We start from the raw sequence: 17,975 nt of genomic DNA, 5'->3' as shown, positions 1-17,975 counted from the left end.
AACCTATCCAGAATCAAGAAAATCGACAATCTATTCCGATCGGCTTACGCGAGATGAGTTGGATTTTCCAAACCTAATAGTTGCTTCTTCATCTCCAACCCGCCGCGGTAACCCGTAAGCGTTCCGTTTTTCCCAATTATTCGATGGCAGGGAGCTACGATCAGCACGGGATTCCTGCCGATCGCCGTCCCTACCGCGCGTACGGCTTGAGGCTTCTGAAGGCTAGCGGCAATGTCCGCATAACTAGCGGTCCGACCGTATGGGACTCTGCACATGGCCGCCCACACCTCGCGCTGGAATGCCGTCCCTTGCAGGCTCGTCGGAATCGAGAAATCCGTCCGTTCCCCCGCGAAATATTGCTCCAGTTCTCTTACGTACGGCCTCATTGCTTCTTCGTCCTCAATGAGTCTGACTTCGACGAAGCTTTTGCGCGCCCAGCTTTCGAACGTGTCGAAGGCTTCTTCCCAACCTCCGACGTAACTTAAACCCTCCGATGTCGCCGCAACGACAAGCTTCCGCGTCCCGCCGGTTAGAAACGTCCAATATAGCCTGTTATCCGAACTATCCTTCGTCTTATCTGCCATCATGATTCCTCCTCCGTCGATTGTCCGTTGTCGTCCGCGATTGCGCCTTTGAGCTTCTTGCGATAATGCGTGGGCGTCATTCCTACTTGCGCGAGAAACCGCGTCGAGAAATGGGATAAGTTCGCGATGCCGACCGCGAACGCGACATCCATCACCGGCATGTCGGTCTCGGACAGCATTTCTTTCGCTCTCGCGATTCTCGTCCGGATTAAGTAATCCGTCGGCGAGACGCCGACGATCCGCTTGAAAGTTCTTTGCAGGTGATAGGGGCTGCCGTGAAATTGTTCGGCCAAAGAGGTTAGCGTCACTGGCTCCGCATAACGCTTTTCGATCTCGCTCGCGATTTGCGCGACCCATTCTTCGCTGGGAAGCCTGCCTCCGTCCGGCTTGCAACGCTTGCAGGGACGGAAGCTTTCCTCGATCGCCTGCTCCGCGTTCCGGAACACCTTCACGTTCGCCCGCGTCGGGACTCTCGACTTGCAGGATGGTCGGCAATAGATGCCGGTCGTCATGACCCCGTAGTAGAACTTACCGTCATACGAAGCGTCGCACAGGACGATCGCTTGCCAATATTCGTCGTTCATAGAACCACCTCTACGCTAAGTATAACCCGATCAACGGTTTCATGTTAGCTATTCGAAATGAAAGCGCAAGATTACCAAAGTGCTATCCGTCTTAATATGGTACAACTAAATCATACTCGGATCGAAACGAAGTTAAGGAGATCGATAAAAGAATGAATCAAACGATAACAATTCCCGTGCCGAAGGAATTCCATTTCGGCGTGAACTTGGATTACCTGGCCAGATCGCCGGATGAATGCTTGTATCTGATTCGCGACGATAAGCTTTACAAAGCGATTCCCGTAGCCGAGCAACCGAGGCTGTTCGAAGTCAGCGGCGACGAATCCGGCAACTTGCTCATCCGTTCTCTCGATGAAGAAGAATGGTCCGCGAACGTGGTACAAGAGATCGTGAGCTATGTCCGGGAGTGGTTCGATCTGGACAACGATCTCACGCAGTTCTATGCCATGGCCAAGAATGATCCCATTCTCAGCGGCGTCACGTCGCGCTTGTTCGGGCTGCGCACTATGGGCATTCCCGATTTGTTCGAGGCGCTCTGTTGGGGCATCATCGGCCAACAGATCAACCTGGCGTTCGCGTACACGCTGAAACGGCGATTCGTCGAGACGTTCGGACGTAAGGTCAGACGCGGAGAGATCGAGGTGTGGTTGTTCCCCACGCCGCAAAATATCGCCGAGCTCGAAGTGGAACGGATCGCCGAGCTGAAAATGACGACGAAAAAATCGGAGTATTTGATCGGAGTCGCGAAGCTGTTATTGGACGGCAATCTGAGCAAAGAAAGGCTGCTTGAAGCCGAAAGTTTCAAAGCCGCGGAGAAGCAGCTTGTCTCGATTCGCGGGATCGGCCCATGGACCGCCAATTACGTGCTGATGAGGTGTTTGCGATATCCGGCTTCGTTCCCGATCGACGACGTCGGGCTGCATAACGCGATCAAATCGGTTCTGAACCTACAGCAAAAACCAACCGTAGCTCGGATTAAGGAGCTGGCGGTTGGTTGGGAGAACTGGGAAGCCTATGCGACGTTCTATCTGTGGCGCGTGCTGTACTGAAACGTCCGGCTCAGCATACGCATGCTTATTCGATTTCAGATAAATAGTTTCCGTAGCCTTCTTCTTCGAGCTTATCTTTCGGGATAAAGCGAAGCGATGCGGAATTGATGCAATACCGCAAGCCGCCGGTCGCCTTCGGACCGTCGTCAAATACATGCCCGAGATGCGAGTCGGCTTCCCGGCTTCTCACCTCGATGCGAAACATGCCGTGCGAGAAGTCCTGATGCTCTTGGACGCTTCCGCGGTTCAGCGGCTGCGAGAAGCTCGGCCATCCGCATCCGGCGTCGAATTGATCGCGGGAACTGAACAGGGGCGCCCCGGAGACGATATCGACGTATAGGCCCGGCTCCGTATTATTATAGAACTCGTTGCGGAATGGCGGTTCCGTCCCTTTGTTCTGCGTCACTTCGAATTGCATCGGCGTTAGCCGTTTGCGAAGCTCTTCTTTGTCCTTCGGGGTATTCCAGTTGTTCTCGAGGAACGCGTCCCTGCCCGAGCCTTGGCGATAATACTTATAGCGGAGCGGATTCTTGTTGTGATAGTCCTGGTGATACTCTTCCGCCGGATAGAACACTTCCGCGGGTTCAATCGTTACCGCAATCGGTTTGCCGAACCTTCCGCTGTTCTGAAGGGCTTCCTTGGAAGCTTCCGCCTCGGCGCGTTGCTCTTCGTTATGGTAGAAGATCGCCGGGCGGTAGGAAGAGCCCCTGTCATGGAATTGACCGCCGCCGTCGGTAGGATCGACCGACTTCCAATAAATATCGAGCAGCTTGCCGTATGGGAATAACTCCGGATCGAACGTGATTTGAACGGCTTCCGCATGCCCGGTAGTTTCCGAGCACACCTCTTCGTAGGTGGGATTGACGGTATGTCCTCCCGTATAGCCGGATACGATGCCGTGAATGCCAGGGAGCTCCTCGAACGGCGTCACCATGCACCAGAAGCATCCTCCCGCGAATGTTGCCAATTGAAGCGAATCTTTATGTGTCATTCCTAATCTCCTCCCCGAGTGTATACGATGTAACGCTCTTTCTATTGTAAACCTTTCGTCTCTTCGATTCCAACTCTTCGACTGGGTCGCCCTAAAGACGAAGATCGGATATGATAGAACAAAGGGCTTTCGTTGGCTCAATACGGCTAGGAGGGACGAAATATGGTATTCAGCACATGGGATTGGCGCTGTTCGGACGGTACGAGAATGTACGCATGCGAATGGAGCCCGGAGCAGGATGGAACCATACCCGCCGTAATCGGCTTCGTGCACGGAATGGGCGAGCATATGGGACGTTATGCTCACGTGGCCGATATGCTTGTCGCGGAGGGATACGCGGTGCTCGGTTTCGACCAGCGCGGGCATGGGCGAACGGAGGGGAAGCGCGGGCATGTCCCCGCTTACGAAGATTTGCTCGAAGGCGTCGATCTGTTGATCGGGGAAGCACGGCATCGTTACCCGAATGCTCCTTTCTTCTTGTTCGGGCACAGCATGGGCGGCAACGTGACCTTAAACCATCTCTTAAGACGGCAACCGGATATCGCAGGAGCGATCGTAACGGGGCCATGGTTAAAGCTCGCCTTCAAGCCCCCTTCGCTGCAAGCCGCGATTGGCAAAGTCATCGAGCGCGTCTATCCCAGATTCACGAACAACCGTCCGATCAACGCCCAGAACCTGACTACGGATCCCGATATGGTCGAACGGTACGTGACGGACGAGTTAGGACATGGGCATATTACCGCGAGATTTTTCTTCGGGGTACAACGTGCCGGAACTTGGGCGTTGGAACATGCGGGCAGATTGACCGTTCCCTTGCTGCTCATGCACGGCGGGGATGACAAGGTGACTTCGATTCAAGCGAGCCGCCGATTCGCGGAGCTCGCCCCTCCCGAACTCGTGGAGTGGCAGGAGTGGCCCGAGTACAAACACGAGCTACATAACGAAACCGGACGCGAAGAGGTATTCTCGGTCATCCGCGATTGGTTGAAGAAGCAGTTGGACGCCGAACGCTCGCCGGTCTCTCCTCTTGCTTCCGAATAGAAACGAAACGGCCCGCGATCCGTCTCCGCTATGGAGTCAGATCGCGGGCTTTATTTTGCTACGGCTGTAAGGTTTAAGGTTTAACGACTTTGTAGTAGGTTTGGAGCAACGGAATCAGGCCCAGCGGATTTCTCCGCAGATCTTTGGCGCTGAAGTAGATATCGCCCTTCACCTCGAAATAATTCTTGTTGTACACAAGTTGATTGATGATCTCCTGCGCGGAACTCCAACCGGCTTCCGTCGTCCCGATCTTGTAAGGAGAATGGCCGATATAGAGCTTAACGTTCGTCCCTCTAACCTCGTTCGCCCACCAATCCACCAGCTTGTCGTATCTCGCGACATTTAGGCTCATGCTCCAATAGATTTGCGGCGCGACGTAGTTGATCCACTCTTGTTGAATCCACGTCCGTACGTCGGCATACATGTTATCGTAAGCGGTAACGCCTGCCTTCGTATCCGAGCCCGTCAGATCCATCGTTTGGTTGCGCCAAACTCCGAATGGACTGATGCCGAATTGAACCTGCGGCTTAGCTTGGTGAATGGATTGGCCGAGCTGTCTGACGAACTGATTAATGTTGTCGCGACGCCAATCGCCTTTATTCGAAATCCCGCCGGCGTTATAGGTTGAATAGGTTGCATCATCGTCGAAGACTCCATCCGAAGGATAGAAATAATCGTCAAGGTGCACCCCGTCGATCTCGTAGTTTTTGACCACTTCCATGACGACGTCGATGATATGCTGCCGAGCTTCCGGAATACCGGGATTTATGTACATTTTGGACCCCGATTGCACGATCCAATCCGGATGCAACACCGATACGTGGTTCGACGCTAAATCCGCGGTTTTCTCGCCGGTGTTCGCCCTAAACGGGTTGAACCACGCTTGGAACGACATCCCGCGCCGATGCGTCTCGGCGATCATGAAAGCAAGCGGATCATAGTCGGGAGCTTGTCCTTGTTTGCCTGTTAGGAAGCGCGACCAGGGCACGAGCTGCGACGGATAGAAGCTGTCCGCGGAAGGGCGAACCTGCACAATCGCCGTATTGATCCCCATGCCTTGCAACTCGTCCAGCATTTGAACGAATTCCTGCTGCTGGCGCGCCGAGTTTCCGTACGATCCGCTCGTCGGCCAATCCAGATTATAGACGGTAGATACCCAAGCTCCCTTAAGAGAAGTGTCAGCGAGACCTTCCTTGGTCCGAAGCTTGATCGTCTGCGCGGATTGATACCAGGTGACGTCGAGTTTAAGTTGATTGCTTACGAAACGAAGAGGAACCATGACCCGACCGCCGATCGCTTGGACGGAAGTCTCGAGATCGATGCGCTGCCCGTCCGCAAGGGCGAATTTCTGACCGATTTTCATGCTTAGGACAAGACCGTCTTTCGTAATCGACGCTGTTTTGTTGCTTTGCGACCAGGATACCCCGGCACCGAGGTATTTGCTAATGACGGCCAAGGGCACCATCGTAACGTTAATGTTCTTAATGATGAATGGCGGAACGTCCGACTCTACCGGCTTATCGTCCAAATAGATTCGAATGGTAGACGGAGTAGCCGCAAGCGCGCCGCTCGTGCCCATCGACGAGAGCAGCAAAACGAGAGTCAACAACAGGAAGCCGGCTCGGAATAATGCTTTATTCACAACAAAAAACCTCCAAAACGTATTCTCATTACACCGCGCTTAGCAATGTACTGATTAGACGCCCTGGAGGGTCATTTGTTGCAGTTTTTCGTCGAAATTAGTCCGAAGGTCGCATGTACGAGGTTAAGGAATGTATTGCTGCGTGATCTTAACGATCTTGTCGCCTTCGACTTGAAGATGATAAGGGTAATCTTTCATATTCATCTCCGCGTCGTCCGCGAATAAGGAAACGAATTTCTCGATGCTGATCTGTTCGTTCCATTCCGTGGTCGCTTCCTCGACATTGCCCGTGCGATTGTAGATTTGCATATATACCTTCGCGTTCGGGGAAATCTCGAGTCTACGAATTTGCGCGTCGTCGTTAACGATATAGTAGCCGTCCGGAGCAGCGTCCAATCCCGAATCGGGCTCCCGCTCCAAGAATACTTTATTCGCTTCTTCTCCTTCATACCATTCTATGTAATTGGCGTCGATATAATAGTTGCCATTCTCCTGAACGATACGGTCGATATACGCGACATGCGAGTCCGAAGACTTCGGCACGGGCAAGTAATCGTTCGTATTCGCTTGAATGAATCCAAGTGACATGAACCCGAGCAATACGGCGACAAAGCTGACGATCATTTTGTTAAACATACCGGATTCACTCCTTCAGGGGGACGATTGTTTCGCCCTCGCTTTCCTATACCCTTTAGACGGTATAACGAATCGGAAAGTTTCATGTTTTAGGAGGAAAAATTAAAATTTTCTCACGCGCTTGCTTTTTCTTATTCGAACGCCCGTCGGGACGGCCAAGAGCCTTGAAGCTTGCGCAAAAAAACGATCTGTCCGAGATGGTAAGCATCGTGCATGGCCAGGTTTTGTAACCAAATGGCGATCTTCGTTTGCGGGATTTTCTCCTCGACCTGCTCCTCGGTAAACGCCACGAGCTTCTCTCGAATCCCGAGATGCACGGCCTTAAATCGTTCCTGAGTGCGCGTCCACTCCTCATCCGTCGCGGTGGGCACGACGAAAGTATCGTCGTTCGTCACGCCGGCCGGGTATTCGGCTTCCTCTCCCGTCAGTCGATTCAGGAATCGTTCTTTGTAGAAAAGCAAATGATTAAGCGTTTCCCATATCGTGTTGACGTGCTCTCCTGTTGGTTTCCATAAAGCTTGCTCGACGGTGACCCCGCTTAGAACGTCCGAAAACGGCGGATACCAATCTTCCTTCCCGTAAGCCACATCCCAACCCTGAAGCAACATTTCGATTTTCGTCATTTTTGTTCCTCCTTATTGTGTAACCACTAAAATAATTATTGATAGTTACAACAATAAATTATCATGTCATTCGTGGAAGGTCAAGTAACTAGCATCACCCTATTTAAACTGTTACAATAAAGCAAAAAAGCGGAGGAGAACCTTTACGATGCTGTGGGACGACTTCTTGAATAGCATTCACCGCGATTGGCGGGGCGACGGTACGGCGGAAGACCGTTTGGATGATCCCGCATGGTTCCGGGAGTGGTTGCATAATCAAAGGCTCACGCCCGACAATCCGCTAACCGAGCGCGAACTTGCCTCTTTAAAACGATTAAGGGCGCTCATTCACCGGATGGCCGAAGCTTTCTTCGTAGGCGGTTCGCCGGCGGATGAGGATCTGGAGTCTTTGAATAAGACGATGGCCCAAGGTGCCGTCGTACGTAAAGTAATTAGAGAAGAGGCAAGCTACTCGTTATCTCTCGCTTCCACCGCTAGCCGATGGCCGAACATCGAAGCCGAGATCGCGGCTTCGTTCGGGAAGCTAATGGCCGAAGGCGAGCTAAGCAGGATCCGGATCTGCGATAACCCGAGCTGCTTGTGGGTGTATTACGATGATACGAAAAATCGCTCCAAACGATATTGCGACGACAAAATGTGCGGGAATTTAATGAAGGTACGCCGTTTCCGCGCGCGCCGAAAAGCCGAGTCCGGCCAACCCTCATCTGAGTTTTGACATGACGACACGGCTACTGAAATATGGACGGACATCTAAATTGCGGCCTAACGAGCATTGAATAAGCGATTGCGAACGTGATTCCGTTCTCTTTAATGTATATACAATTGCCACAGCCATAAATTCTAATTTTCCAAAACAATATTTAATCGTTTTATTCAACGACGAGTTTTAACCGAGGCCAAAGAGTAAGCCAATCTTTCTCTCGGACCCTGGTTAGAAAGTACTCATGGTCGCTGAATAAAGGACTTCGGCGGATAACAAGTCCGAACAGATCTTCAAGTCCGTGCGGGCTGATGATTCGAAGTCGGCGACCGGATTCTAATGCGATTCCAACTGCCGTAGCCGTCTCAGGCCATCTTAACATGGCAGCTTCTATGGATTCATACGGAAGGTGTCCGTTTCTTCTGTGCATTCTCGCCTGATTCTTGACGGACCAATGATAACCGCCGATCTGCCGTCGCAATATTTCTTCTAACAGCTTATCCTTGCGTTCGTCGAGCTCCAATGGATCGAAATAAAGAACGTCGACGTCGTTCAGTCGCGTGTTCTCGGCATAACCATGCAACTCATCCCATACCCGATTCCTCACGTATCCTGCCGCGATGCACCAATTAGGCAATCCAAGGCATTGCACCGCCTCAAGATCCCTACGTACTACTGGGGACCTCTCCACTATTTCCTTAAGCCTGTTCGTGAGCACCCCGTCGTCACCAACTTTTCATCTGTTCAGCTTATGATTTCTTGATCGTCAATTCATAATGAACGTAATGGTCGTCACACGTATACCCATGCTTTTCATACAATCCGCGCGCGACGATGTTGTCTACTGCCGTCTCTAAGCTTAACCCCTTCGCATCGGTCGCTTGCGCGTATTCTTTCGCCGCCTCGAGCAATCGATGGGAAATCCCCAAGCCTCTATAGTCTTCAAGAACGTACAGATCGTTCAGAACCCAAGCTCTCCGCATGGAAATCGACGAGAAAGTAGGATAGAGCTGCGTAAACCCGACTAACTTCCCATCATCTTGATGCCGGGCGACTAGAATAACCGATTCCCGATGGGCGAACCGATCAAACAGAAACTGCCGGGCGCCTTCGATATCCGAGGGTTGTCCATAAAATACGCGATAAGCGTTAAACAACGACGCGATCTCATCCAATTGTTGAATTGTGGCATGCAGTACCGTTATTTCTTTCAAGTTAGCTTTAATATCCATTGCGTGTTCAATCCTTCCGTGAAAATTCTAAACCTCAATTATCGAGAAAGTTTTCCAACCGAGTCTTAACTGCGTTCCATTCGCTGTTAATGATTCCGTAAATGTAGTAGTCCAGCCCGTAATATTTTTTTCTCAAAAGACCTTCCCTAAGCGCCCCCAGTCTCTCGATTGCTTTCTGAGAACGTACATTATCCGTTGATGTAACGAATTCAACGCGATTCGCTTGAAGGATTTCGAATGCATACTTCAATAGGACGTACTTGGTTTCCGTATTCACTCGCGTTCTCCATACTACAGGAGAATACCATGTCGAGCCAATATTCAGATTGTTATTTTCTTCGGATATTCTTAGGAATCGAGTCGTTCCGACGAACTCGTCGCTCTCCTTATCGAATACGGCGTATGGGAACTGTTCGCCTCGCTCGCGGCCAAGAATCGCCTTGTTAACGAAGCTGAGCATCTCCTCCATCGTGTTGATTTGGAAAGGATAATGAGCCCAAATCTCGGGATCTCGCGAGCAACGAAACAAAGGCTCGGAATGCTCCAGCTCCAACGGCACTAGCTTTACTCTCTTGCCTTCTAGACCCGTGAATGAATACATGAAGTTACCTTCCTTTATTTAGCGAAGTGATTAATTCTACCGTCGTATGCACCTTAATTCCGATATTTTTGATCTCCTCGATCCCCTTATCGTAAACTCCGGAAATCGCATCCTCTACCATCACGACCTTAAAGTCTCTTTCGCTCGCTTCATAGATGCTTGTCCTCGGGCAATTCGGAAAGTTACAACCTATGAAAATGAGCGTATCGATTCCCCGACTCCTGAGGAACGGTTCCAAATCCGTTTGGTAGAAAGCTCCCCATCTAGGCTTATAGATTGCCCATTCGGCATGTGCGAACGGTTGTATCGTACCTTTTAATAGATCACTATAGTCCAGAGTTTCCGCATGTAATGGCTTAATCTCGCTAACCAGATCCGCGCCGACTGTTCCGGGCTTGACGATCGCGACTCCGGATTCGATTAAATCTCTGCGGCAAATGTCTACATTAGTACCGTTTTCCTCGTAGAGGCGGATGACGTGCAGGATAGGAACCTGTAGGCTTCGGCATGCATCAAGAATTTGTTTCATCCTCGGGATGACTTCGTTCGTCCCCTTGATTTCGGCAATAGCCCCAGGCAAGCTAAAATCATTCTGGGTATCAATCGTGATCACGGCGCAGTTCTCGTAGTTAGGCAGCGTGTATTTATCCACTAAAATTCTCCTTCACGATACTCATTAAGCTGTGATTACTCCACGCCTTCCATTCCTCATAGAAGGTTTGAAAAGAGACGTTCAATAGCTCTTCGAAATGATCCGGATTCCTAATGACCTTATTTAAGCTTTCTTGACCGTATTTATCCGTTATGAATTTTACGATCGTGCCGCTATAGAAGTAGGCTGATTGATTGAATACGTCGAAAAAGGAAGGACTCGCAACTTGCTCGAAATCAGGAAAAACAGGGTGTCTGGTCGGGGATTTCAGCTCGGCTTCAAGCTGCCCGGAAGCATAGTAGGCCGTCCCTTCATCCAGCCACTTTACTTGCCCGATCTTAGAATTGATCTGTTGAATGACGGAGTGAACGAATTCATGAATCAATTGAAAAACGTACTCCGATCTTACGCTAGGGCTTGAAAGATTTAAGGGCGTATAGATTTTTATCGTATTGTCGTCGAGATCGTAAGTTCCCTCCGTAACTCGACCGACCACATCATAGAACTGAGAGACCTCCGCATAGACGTGTATTACCGTTTTCTTGTCCGAATGGTAATTAAACAGTTCGGTGATCCTCTGTTCTTGGTTCTCGAATTCCTGGGATAAGATTCGTATCATGTCTCTGACGCCATCATCGGACTCCGGACTATAGAATAATCCATGCGCTGTTTCTTCGATTAAACTGAGCTCATTACCCGCATCGTCTCTGACTGCCTTCTTGCCGCTGGAAGCACACGAGCTGACCCCCATGGATAGCGATAGAATTATGAGTAATAACGCCGCGCGCCGCCTTCGGAATGAATGAGTACTAGACAAAGAATCAACTCCTAATTAGATCAACAAGTGCATGCTTCTCGTCGTCAGGAAGCCATTCGCATATTCGGGCTGCCGCGACGGGAATCAACCATTGATCTATTTCTTCCCTCGTAATATCGGAAATCCGTATGTACTCTTCTATGTAAGTTTCAAGAAGCAGATTTCTTAAATCTAAGATCATATTCACGATCTCTGGAGGTGTTTCATCAGGGAGACTACCCCATTTGAGCATTAATATCGTTCTAGCCACATCTCCCGCTGGATTTCCTTGCATCCCAGTTATCCAATCGATAACCCAATCCTTTTCTACGCCTATCATAATATTGTCGGGGTGAAAATCGCCGTGGCAGAGAGAAGCCCCTTCCCTTAAACCGTCCAATTGCAAGAGAGCTCGCTTTTTCTCCTCTTGCGTTAGTAATGGCGCATTCTCAATTTGGCCCTTTAATTTTTCTTTCTGCTTCGGCAAATTCCTGACCGTTTTCATATGTATATCCGCGTGGAGTCGAGCCATTTTCCGGGCTTCTTCCTCTAGCGTCCATTGATTGTTGAGCATCGTACGGAGCATGGTTACCCCTGCTACTCTTTGATAAATAATCCCTCTACGTTGATTGTACTCCATCATGCCAATAGGTTCCGGACAGGGTATGCCTTGATGAAATACTTCCTGGCCAATCAGAAATTCCTCTTTAATCAGATGTTCGGGAATGTCATTTCTAAATAGTTTTAAGACTTGGTTATCCGCGTAGGACAATATATCAGCGGTTCTACCGCTTGCAATGAATTCATAGGATGAGTTCATGTAATAATCTCCTAATTCACAAATGTGTTCTGTACCCTCACGGATTTTCTGAAATACGGGATCCATATCGCGCATGTTATTATCGATCTGAAAATACCGCTAGTCGAATTGCCTTCTTCTATGTTAAAAGAATCTTGAATTTGAAAAATTAAAATATAATCAATGATTCCAACTACCAAGCCCAAGCTGATCAAAATAATGATTAATCTAGGGAATATCGATTGTTTGCGATACATGCTGTACAAACAGTATAGGACTAATAAAAACAGTGACGCATTCACTACGAGTTCAAATACGAGCAAAGGTCCCCATAACACATGATACATGCTCGAATTTTTGTCGGTTAACTCACTCCACAATTCACCGGTTATGGACGGGATATTGTTTTTGGTTAATTGAATAATAAGCATAAGCAATGTCGCATATAAACCAATTTGAACGAGTATTAGCCAACCTCCAAGACCTTTAACGCCTAACGGCAATTCATTTTTATACTCGTAATTCGTTTCCACGGTATTGTTTTCCATGTTGTTCACGCTCTTTCTTTGGGTTTGTGATAATACGGATCATCGTGACCGACGTCCCACCTGCTTAAACAACGCCTTTAACGATTTTCTTCTTTCCATCGATCATCATTTCTACTCCTATAGCAGGAAACGTCCCCATAAATCCAGCTCCGTCATTCTGAAGTCCATTGAATTCTGTACCGATCGTAACCTTGGAGTGCGGTCGGATATTGATTTGCTTGGATTCGAATTCGATGTTAGTGAAGTTACCGTATAACACCGGTCTGACCATAAGGCTTTCTTCCTTACCATAGTTATAAAAGGTCAGAGAGCATTTCGCCGTTGTATTGTTTCCTTCGGATTGAATACTGCAATTACTGTTTTTCTTCGAATAATCTATGGAATTTAGTCCATGGGAATCGTGATAAAGGATAAACATAGCTTTCTCCGTGTGGGCTGGATACAAAAATACAAATGCAATGCAAGCTAATATTGTCCTGCTTAGCACCTTTGGATATCTAGATCTATAAAACTTAACCGTTCCTCTAATTCCAACGACTAATAAAATTAATCCGAGTAATACGGATAAGTGAAAGCCGTTGTTATCCCCTTTTGTCCATGGACTTAAACCAAATAGCTTGAAAATACGATCACCAAGAGAAACGCCTAAATAACTATTCGTTAACAATAATAAAGCCAACGCTATCGCGACAATGAATAGTGGTTCCTTCTTCATAAACATGACCCCCTATCTTATTAATGAACTTAGCAAATAGATGGCCACTCCCCACATGACGATCGCGGAAATTTTATTTAGATATCGAGCCAATCTGCCCGAAGTACTTACTTCCTGTAAACCTGCCCAAGGCAAGCAGCATGATATGCCCAAGAGATCATAATACATGCGCAGGTAAACGCAAACTTGTCATAGCCTTCATAACTTAATGAATGCTGATATCATTGTATCTCCCTCTATCGGACAGTTAGATTATTTTCACAAGATAACCGATTAAGTAGGATGCCGGAATAAGTACGAGTTGCGCCAACATCGTGCCGAAAAACCTGCTCGTCATCAACAAAATGTAGATTTTACCGAGCTGGTGACGTTGCTCCTCATTGGTTAAGGCTTTGTCCGTGATTAAGCCTAATTGCGGATCTATAAATAGAGTCAATAAAATCGTCGCGACTCCATTAATGATTCCAGATGCTTGCGAGGCTGCCGTACTGTGCTGAGGCAACAAATGTGCCGCATAGAGGGAAGCTAATACTCCGACCGTATAGAAAGAAGTGACGATGACATTCAAGAGGATGAACTTCTTCGATATGCCTAAGTATCGATATTGACTGATTTTGAACCTCGGAACTCTAATATAATGCTTCGTATTCTTTAGTTGACCGATCGTTACGCTGGATATCAGCTTCGGAATCGATCCCGTGAGCTCCAGCCGTGCAATAATCCTTCCGGACAATCTGACGAACGTAGGGAATAAAACTATGGCAATCAAAGTGCCCACCGTTGAAGCCAAGATGATGATACGAAGATGATTGAGTAAGTTGAACGAAGCGTGGCTTCTGGCATAATCTACGAACTTAGCCGTAAGAGGCGCTTGTATCAAATTGGCCGTTCTCGAGATAAGTACGACGATTCCGGAAAGCGATAAGGCAACGGCGATTTTGTTTAATCTTACTCCTGCCAGCCGAACGGAATAAGAAAGCGTCTCCGCCGTATGAATTATCATCGTCATTACGAATACAATGATCAGGCTGTGAGTCAACATTTCATCACTCCGAGGATCGAATTGTCTAACTCCGCATTACTCGTCAGATAACTTTAACCCACATTCCGGGCAGAATCTTACTGTTTGACCAACATGCTGCACAGTCCCGATTATCCAAATTACGATTGCAGATCCCTTTGTCTAGCCTCTCGGATACTTCTAAGCACGTCTCCTTATTTGGTATTATAACCCAGTCGGTAAATATCCGCTCTCTTTTAATTTAGTAAAAAAGAAGCCTGAGTGGCGAAAAGGGTTGCTCCCTTCTCATTGCCTCTCAAGACTTCTAAGCGTCAATTACCTCATATTCAATTAACCAACAGTCTCTTAACTCCCCTTCATGCAGCTCATGTTGCTCGAGATATTTCTTCTTAATAAAACCATTCTTCTCATACACTCTAAGGGCTCTAGCGTTCCAGGCTTGGGGATCCATCACAATCTTGCTGGCTGCCTTTTTCTCAATCAGATATCGTAAGGTTATCATAATTAGGATCGAACCAATACCTTGATTCCAATATCGGGTTTCTCCGATAAATTGATCCATTCCATAAATCCGGCCAGTATAATCTTGGTAGCCGTATAACTCAACTTCATCATTTTCAATGAGATAGAACTGAAGATAACCGATGTCCGTTGCTTTATATTGGATAATACATTGCGTAATTTCGTCGCGCTCTACGTAGTAATGACTTCTAACTTTTTCGATATCGTGGGGATTGTCTCGTCCCTCATAATATTCCAGGACAGTTGGATCGGAGAGCCACTTCGCAAGTAAAGCAGCATCCTCAGGTTCAAGCCTTCGTAGAGCAATATCATTGTTCTCGAAAAGGATCATTCGAACGCTCCCTCTATTATGGCTTCCCCTTCACCCGAAGGTACTTCAAAACCATTTAAGAATGACGTTATAGTATCTACTGTTATCGTAAATGCAGCATTCGCATCGAATCGCTGAATATCCAGTTCGATAGGAATCAAATACTTTGATATTGACCTGCATTTATTGGTCGCCAGCTCTATTATTGGATCGGTTAGAGATAATGTATATGAAGAAAATAATTTGAGAAACCGTAAAAATTGCAGGCAGAAAAAGTTCCCATAATCCCCAATCCCAAGGAAATGAAATCCATCCGCCAGTATTGGTATCGGTTCGTGCATGCAGCATAAACAGCAATCCTGGAATGAGGGATGACATCAACCATTTCAAATAAAATCTCTTCTGGTTTGATCTTACTGAAAATATACAATTGGGTACGCTTATTAGTAATAGAACTCCATATTCGATTACGTAACTATAATCTGGCTCTTCAAAGAAAGTACTGCCAAGGAGTCTCCCAAATAGGTAGTAAACCAATATTATGATGAGATATGCACCTATTGCCTTCATGTTATACCTCCTTAAGTCGTCTCTTGTAAACATCATAAGGAAGTTAAGGCATATGAAATAGTACCAACTATTTATAGTACCGTAATCACACCATGCAAATGACTTTTCAGAGTATACATAGTCTTAAGGCTTAGTAGCTTTCCATATGTATTTGTATTCTTATACTTGAATAATTCCCTCGATCGTATTTTCTTTAATTTTCGCTTCTAGTTCATCCCGATGTTCACTGAGAGCGTAATCCGGGTTGCCGGGAATTCCGGACAGGAATTTAGTGAACGCCGTTTCTAATCGCGATCGCGTTGTACCAATCTACTCCCACGTTATCCCCCCAGGTGTTTATTTAGCTTTCCTGAATAGCCTACTCCTAGGTTGTACTCGCCTTCCGTCATTCTGGGGTCTATTGTCCATTGTTTGGCGATAGATAATACATCTTCCTCATCAGGATGCTTCATTCCATCATTTATTGTTAAATTGCTGAATACCAGATTTAAACTAGTTTCTTCATCTGTTGGGACTCCTTGATCCAACATAATTGTTCCGGATTCCCCCAAATAACCAAAAGCCCTCTCAACAATGCCTTTACTTGCTTTTGCCCAAGAATAGTAGCCGACGATCCGGTGGTTACCGAAATAATACGCTTCCCCAAATCGTTGACTTAAATAAGAAATTGCTTTTAACGGAAACGAAAGTGGATCTGAACTTATTTCCGCTCCTAAGTCAGGCATTAAAGGATTAATAATTAAAGTCCACCCTTGAACAGGAGGCGAAACAAAATAGTAGCCTGACCCTGTTCCTGCAAAGCCAGTACGCCAATTGGCTTCATGCACATCGGTCAAACTTATCGAATCAACAACCGATTTTGTGTCACTCGTTTTTACTGCAATCCACTGTGTCTTATATCCAAAACCTACGGGCAGATCGGGTGAGCTATCAAAAGCAATCATTTTGCTGGCAGCACTCTTTTTCAAAGTTTCCTTGACTAGATTATCGTTTTTATTGAACAGGAAAATTAAGCCGACAATAGCTGCTGAGATTAGAAACACGACATAGTAACGATCCATTTTGTCTCCTTAAAAACTACCTTTTATAGCGAAGATTTTTTCAATTTCATTATGAGATCAATAAGCTTTGCTCTATTCCAAACTACAAATTTATATTCTTGTCCATCGTTCAATCTTATTTTCATTCCGTTCGGAACTAATAATAAGGTATTCCGTTTTTCAATACTAACGATGTCTTGAATATTTAATTCTAGCGGTTTGGTTTGGACATTGAAGCCATGAGGCTTAAATATCACTCTTTCATTGGTAACATCTATTTTACCGCCTACTGCTTCAATTCCCCTGAATAAGTTCGCTGGCAAATTTTCTTTAATATATCTTTCAGTTGCCCTTAATTCCATCGTTTAATTCCCCTTGAGTTAATTTTGTCATGTCCTCTTATTTCCCTACACTATTAAACCCAGCCATAAATATATCTTAGCTGGGTTTAATTAATTAAATTAAAATTCGTTTATTCTTCATTTCTTCCTGCTACTTTTTCTTATTATGATAGTGGTACCCTGTGCAAAGCCCTTTTTGCTTTGACTTTGCGGAGCAGTTATGTCCGCCATTTTTATCGGTTCTTCCTGAATGAGCATACGCAGAAGTTGCCGTACCAAACAATACAGCCAGAGCAACGATTATCATAATAATTTTCTTCATTTATTCACCCAGAAAGGTCCTATGCTTTAGGACTAATTAGAAATCCTCTTCCATTCTATAACATATTCCATTTTTAGGACATAGATTGTTTAGCGACTTTAGAATCTTATACTTATTGTTTTCCCAAAATGATTTACCTCTTCAACTCGATCTACATATCCCTTAATTTCTAGATAGCATTCATCCATCATGATTTTATCATTTCCTTGAAGCTCTTCGATAGGTGTAAATGCACTTAAGAGAACCTCTTCATGTGGCTTAATATCCAGTTTGTTATCCTTCGCCTCTACCTTGAATTCATTCCCCTTTGAACCATTTGTGGTCTTAATAGCATAACTAATAAATACATTGTTTTGTTTTATTGTATGATTCGACTCGTTGGATAATTTGATTGTGTACGCGATACCTACAGGCATCTCGGATCTGTCAATTACTTCGACGTTAATCTTATCGAGTTCATTAGGGGTTATCGGCTTATTCGTGTTGCAGCCTGTTATTATTATCATAATAATTAGAAGTGAAAATAGAAACTTGAAAGGAGCCTTAACCTCCATTAAAGAATCCCTCATTTCATAATTACCTGTTGCCCTCATTATTATATGTTAAAACCCTGTCCGGATTCTTCATTTGCTTCTCTAATTGCTGGTTGTTCTATT

Annotated in this window: 24 protein-coding genes; 3 read left to right on the top strand and 21 right to left on the bottom strand. The window is 46.5% G+C overall.

Annotation, left to right across the window (positions count from 1 at the left end):
- Nucleotides 1–44 precede the first annotated feature (44 nt).
- Together D7Z26_RS00430 and D7Z26_RS00425 are read right to left on the bottom strand one after the other, a co-directional pair.
- A complete protein-coding gene (locus D7Z26_RS00430; protein WP_120973713.1) occupies nucleotides 45–584 on the bottom strand; it encodes a methylated-DNA--[protein]-cysteine S-methyltransferase in 540 nt (179 codons plus the stop codon).
- Nucleotides 584–1,168 carry a bifunctional transcriptional activator/DNA repair enzyme AdaA gene (locus D7Z26_RS00425; protein ID WP_120973711.1) on the bottom strand — a complete coding sequence of 195 codons (585 nt, stop codon included), beginning with the start codon at nucleotides 1,166–1,168 and terminating at the stop codon, nucleotides 584–586. Before D7Z26_RS00425 ends, D7Z26_RS00430 begins: the two co-directional genes overlap by 1 nt.
- Nucleotides 1,169–1,308: 140 nt before the next feature.
- Between D7Z26_RS00425 and D7Z26_RS00420 the strand changes: the two genes are divergently transcribed.
- Nucleotides 1,309–2,217 carry a DNA-3-methyladenine glycosylase family protein gene (locus D7Z26_RS00420; protein WP_407643473.1) on the top strand — a complete coding sequence of 303 codons (909 nt, stop codon included), beginning with the start codon at nucleotides 1,309–1,311 and terminating at the stop codon, nucleotides 2,215–2,217.
- 25 nt (nucleotides 2,218–2,242) lie between these two features.
- Here D7Z26_RS00420 and msrB read toward each other — a convergent pair whose 3' ends face one another.
- On the bottom strand, nucleotides 2,243–3,208 hold the full coding sequence (msrB, locus tag D7Z26_RS00415; protein WP_120973707.1) for a peptide-methionine (R)-S-oxide reductase MsrB: 966 nt from the start codon (nucleotides 3,206–3,208) through the stop codon (nucleotides 2,243–2,245).
- A gap of 162 nt (nucleotides 3,209–3,370) precedes the next feature.
- On the opposite strand from msrB, the gene D7Z26_RS00410 reads away from it, so the two are divergent.
- A complete protein-coding gene (locus D7Z26_RS00410; RefSeq protein WP_120973705.1) occupies nucleotides 3,371–4,249 on the top strand; it encodes an alpha/beta hydrolase in 879 nt (292 codons plus the stop codon).
- Nucleotides 4,250–4,322: 73 nt separating this feature from the next.
- Here D7Z26_RS00410 and D7Z26_RS00405 read toward each other — a convergent pair whose 3' ends face one another.
- From D7Z26_RS00405 to D7Z26_RS00395, 3 genes are all read right to left on the bottom strand, one after another.
- Nucleotides 4,323–5,828, bottom strand: a complete 1,506-nt coding sequence (locus D7Z26_RS00405) for a family 10 glycosylhydrolase (RefSeq protein ID WP_120974310.1) — start codon at nucleotides 5,826–5,828, stop codon at nucleotides 4,323–4,325.
- Nucleotides 5,829–6,014: 186 nt separating this feature from the next.
- Nucleotides 6,015–6,527, bottom strand: coding sequence for a hypothetical protein (locus tag D7Z26_RS00400; protein ID WP_120973703.1), 513 nt, complete (start codon nucleotides 6,525–6,527; stop codon nucleotides 6,015–6,017).
- 131 nt (nucleotides 6,528–6,658) lie between these two features.
- Entirely contained in the window at nucleotides 6,659–7,150 is a 492-nt protein-coding gene (locus D7Z26_RS00395; RefSeq protein ID WP_120973701.1) for a DinB family protein, read from the bottom strand.
- Nucleotides 7,151–7,298: 148 nt separating this feature from the next.
- Here D7Z26_RS00395 and D7Z26_RS00390 point away from each other — a divergent pair, with 148 nt between their 5' ends.
- Entirely contained in the window at nucleotides 7,299–7,865 is a 567-nt protein-coding gene (locus tag D7Z26_RS00390) for a CGNR zinc finger domain-containing protein (RefSeq protein WP_120973699.1), read from the top strand.
- Between the two features lie 154 nt (nucleotides 7,866–8,019).
- Here the strand turns inward: D7Z26_RS00390 and D7Z26_RS00385 are convergent, their stop codons facing one another.
- From D7Z26_RS00385 to D7Z26_RS00315, 15 genes are all read right to left on the bottom strand, one after another.
- Nucleotides 8,020–8,568: a nucleotidyltransferase family protein gene (locus D7Z26_RS00385; protein ID WP_120973697.1), complete on the bottom strand. Its 549-nt coding sequence runs from the start codon at nucleotides 8,566–8,568 to the stop codon at nucleotides 8,020–8,022.
- 31 nt (nucleotides 8,569–8,599) lie between these two features.
- Complete coding sequence (locus tag D7Z26_RS00380) at nucleotides 8,600–9,055, bottom strand: GNAT family N-acetyltransferase (protein ID WP_407643472.1); 456 nt, start codon at nucleotides 9,053–9,055, stop codon at nucleotides 8,600–8,602.
- 61 nt (nucleotides 9,056–9,116) lie between these two features.
- Nucleotides 9,117–9,683, bottom strand: coding sequence for a GNAT family N-acetyltransferase (locus D7Z26_RS00375; protein ID WP_120973693.1), 567 nt, complete (start codon nucleotides 9,681–9,683; stop codon nucleotides 9,117–9,119).
- 4 nt (nucleotides 9,684–9,687) lie between these two features.
- Complete coding sequence (locus tag D7Z26_RS00370) at nucleotides 9,688–10,335, bottom strand: cysteine hydrolase family protein (protein ID WP_120973691.1); 648 nt, start codon at nucleotides 10,333–10,335, stop codon at nucleotides 9,688–9,690.
- A complete protein-coding gene (locus D7Z26_RS00365; RefSeq protein WP_120973689.1) occupies nucleotides 10,328–10,954 on the bottom strand; it encodes a gluzincin family metallopeptidase in 627 nt (208 codons plus the stop codon). The genes D7Z26_RS00370 and D7Z26_RS00365 overlap by 8 nt, the downstream gene beginning before the upstream one ends.
- Nucleotides 10,955–11,156: 202 nt before the next feature.
- Nucleotides 11,157–11,951, bottom strand: a complete 795-nt coding sequence (locus D7Z26_RS00360) for a phosphotransferase family protein (RefSeq protein WP_158602139.1) — start codon at nucleotides 11,949–11,951, stop codon at nucleotides 11,157–11,159.
- Nucleotides 11,952–11,962: 11 nt separating this feature from the next.
- On the bottom strand, nucleotides 11,963–12,478 hold the full coding sequence (locus D7Z26_RS28040; protein ID WP_120973685.1) for a DUF2569 domain-containing protein: 516 nt from the start codon (nucleotides 12,476–12,478) through the stop codon (nucleotides 11,963–11,965).
- 64 nt (nucleotides 12,479–12,542) lie between these two features.
- Nucleotides 12,543–13,193, bottom strand: coding sequence for a hypothetical protein (locus D7Z26_RS00350; RefSeq protein WP_120973683.1), 651 nt, complete (start codon nucleotides 13,191–13,193; stop codon nucleotides 12,543–12,545).
- 247 nt (nucleotides 13,194–13,440) lie between these two features.
- Nucleotides 13,441–14,232: a lipid II flippase Amj family protein gene (locus D7Z26_RS00345; protein WP_120974308.1), complete on the bottom strand. Its 792-nt coding sequence runs from the start codon at nucleotides 14,230–14,232 to the stop codon at nucleotides 13,441–13,443.
- A 286-nt stretch (nucleotides 14,233–14,518) separates the two neighbouring features.
- Nucleotides 14,519–15,067: a GNAT family N-acetyltransferase gene (locus D7Z26_RS00340; protein WP_120973681.1), complete on the bottom strand. Its 549-nt coding sequence runs from the start codon at nucleotides 15,065–15,067 to the stop codon at nucleotides 14,519–14,521.
- Nucleotides 15,068–15,229: 162 nt separating this feature from the next.
- Entirely contained in the window at nucleotides 15,230–15,616 is a 387-nt protein-coding gene (locus D7Z26_RS27220; protein WP_158602138.1) for a hypothetical protein, read from the bottom strand.
- Between the two features lie 320 nt (nucleotides 15,617–15,936).
- A complete protein-coding gene (locus D7Z26_RS00330; RefSeq protein ID WP_120973680.1) occupies nucleotides 15,937–16,677 on the bottom strand; it encodes a hypothetical protein in 741 nt (246 codons plus the stop codon).
- 23 nt (nucleotides 16,678–16,700) lie between these two features.
- The gene (locus D7Z26_RS00325) at nucleotides 16,701–17,018 is read right to left on the bottom strand and encodes a GRAM domain-containing protein (RefSeq protein WP_120973678.1); all 318 of its coding nucleotides are present in this window, start codon (nucleotides 17,016–17,018) and stop codon (nucleotides 16,701–16,703) included.
- Nucleotides 17,019–17,148: 130 nt separating this feature from the next.
- Nucleotides 17,149–17,304: a YHYH domain-containing protein gene (locus D7Z26_RS00320; protein WP_233566557.1), complete on the bottom strand. Its 156-nt coding sequence runs from the start codon at nucleotides 17,302–17,304 to the stop codon at nucleotides 17,149–17,151.
- A gap of 113 nt (nucleotides 17,305–17,417) precedes the next feature.
- Entirely contained in the window at nucleotides 17,418–17,873 is a 456-nt protein-coding gene (locus tag D7Z26_RS00315) for a hypothetical protein (protein WP_120973674.1), read from the bottom strand.
- Nucleotides 17,874–17,975: the final 102 nt, after the last annotated feature.

Source organism: Cohnella endophytica (genome assembly GCF_003628305.1).
In the GTDB taxonomy this organism is placed as follows: domain Bacteria; phylum Bacillota; class Bacilli; order Paenibacillales; family Paenibacillaceae; genus Cohnella; species Cohnella endophytica.
This window is presented reverse-complemented; position numbering and strand designations above follow the sequence as displayed.

Excerpts from the sequence above, each read along its gene's own strand:
- D7Z26_RS00315 (WP_120973674.1), bottom strand. The coding sequence starts at position 17,873 with ATGGAGGTTAAGGCTCCTTTCAAGTTTCTATTTTCACTTCTAATTATT.
- D7Z26_RS00340 (WP_120973681.1), bottom strand. The coding sequence starts at position 15,067 with ATGATCCTTTTCGAGAACAATGATATTGCTCTACGAAGGCTTGAACCT.
- D7Z26_RS00365 (WP_120973689.1), bottom strand. The coding sequence starts at position 10,954 with ATGATACGAATCTTATCCCAGGAATTCGAGAACCAAGAACAGAGGATC.
- D7Z26_RS00330 (WP_120973680.1), bottom strand. The coding sequence starts at position 16,677 with ATGGATCGTTACTATGTCGTGTTTCTAATCTCAGCAGCTATTGTCGGC.
- D7Z26_RS00425 (WP_120973711.1), bottom strand. The coding sequence starts at position 1,168 with ATGAACGACGAATATTGGCAAGCGATCGTCCTGTGCGACGCTTCGTAT.
- D7Z26_RS00325 (WP_120973678.1), bottom strand. The coding sequence starts at position 17,018 with ATGGAATTAAGGGCAACTGAAAGATATATTAAAGAAAATTTGCCAGCG.
- D7Z26_RS00350 (WP_120973683.1), bottom strand. The coding sequence starts at position 13,193 with ATGAAGAAGGAACCACTATTCATTGTCGCGATAGCGTTGGCTTTATTA.
- D7Z26_RS00375 (WP_120973693.1), bottom strand. The coding sequence starts at position 9,683 with ATGTATTCATTCACGGGTCTAGAAGGCAAGAGAGTAAAGCTAGTGCCG.
- D7Z26_RS00405 (WP_120974310.1), bottom strand. The coding sequence starts at position 5,828 with ATGGGCACGAGCGGCGCGCTTGCGGCTACTCCGTCTACCATTCGAATC.
- D7Z26_RS27220 (WP_158602138.1), bottom strand. The coding sequence starts at position 15,616 with ATGAAGGCAATAGGTGCATATCTCATCATAATATTGGTTTACTACCTA.
- D7Z26_RS00320 (WP_233566557.1), bottom strand. The coding sequence starts at position 17,304 with ATGATAATCGTTGCTCTGGCTGTATTGTTTGGTACGGCAACTTCTGCG.
- D7Z26_RS00430 (WP_120973713.1), bottom strand. The coding sequence starts at position 584 with ATGGCAGATAAGACGAAGGATAGTTCGGATAACAGGCTATATTGGACG.
- msrB (WP_120973707.1), bottom strand. The coding sequence starts at position 3,208 with ATGACACATAAAGATTCGCTTCAATTGGCAACATTCGCGGGAGGATGC.
- D7Z26_RS00360 (WP_158602139.1), bottom strand. The coding sequence starts at position 11,951 with ATGAACTCATCCTATGAATTCATTGCAAGCGGTAGAACCGCTGATATA.
- D7Z26_RS00400 (WP_120973703.1), bottom strand. The coding sequence starts at position 6,527 with ATGTTTAACAAAATGATCGTCAGCTTTGTCGCCGTATTGCTCGGGTTC.
- D7Z26_RS28040 (WP_120973685.1), bottom strand. The coding sequence starts at position 12,478 with ATGGAAAACAATACCGTGGAAACGAATTACGAGTATAAAAATGAATTG.
- D7Z26_RS00395 (WP_120973701.1), bottom strand. The coding sequence starts at position 7,150 with ATGACGAAAATCGAAATGTTGCTTCAGGGTTGGGATGTGGCTTACGGG.
- D7Z26_RS00410 (WP_120973705.1), top strand. The coding sequence starts at position 3,371 with ATGGTATTCAGCACATGGGATTGGCGCTGTTCGGACGGTACGAGAATG.
- D7Z26_RS00390 (WP_120973699.1), top strand. The coding sequence starts at position 7,299 with ATGCTGTGGGACGACTTCTTGAATAGCATTCACCGCGATTGGCGGGGC.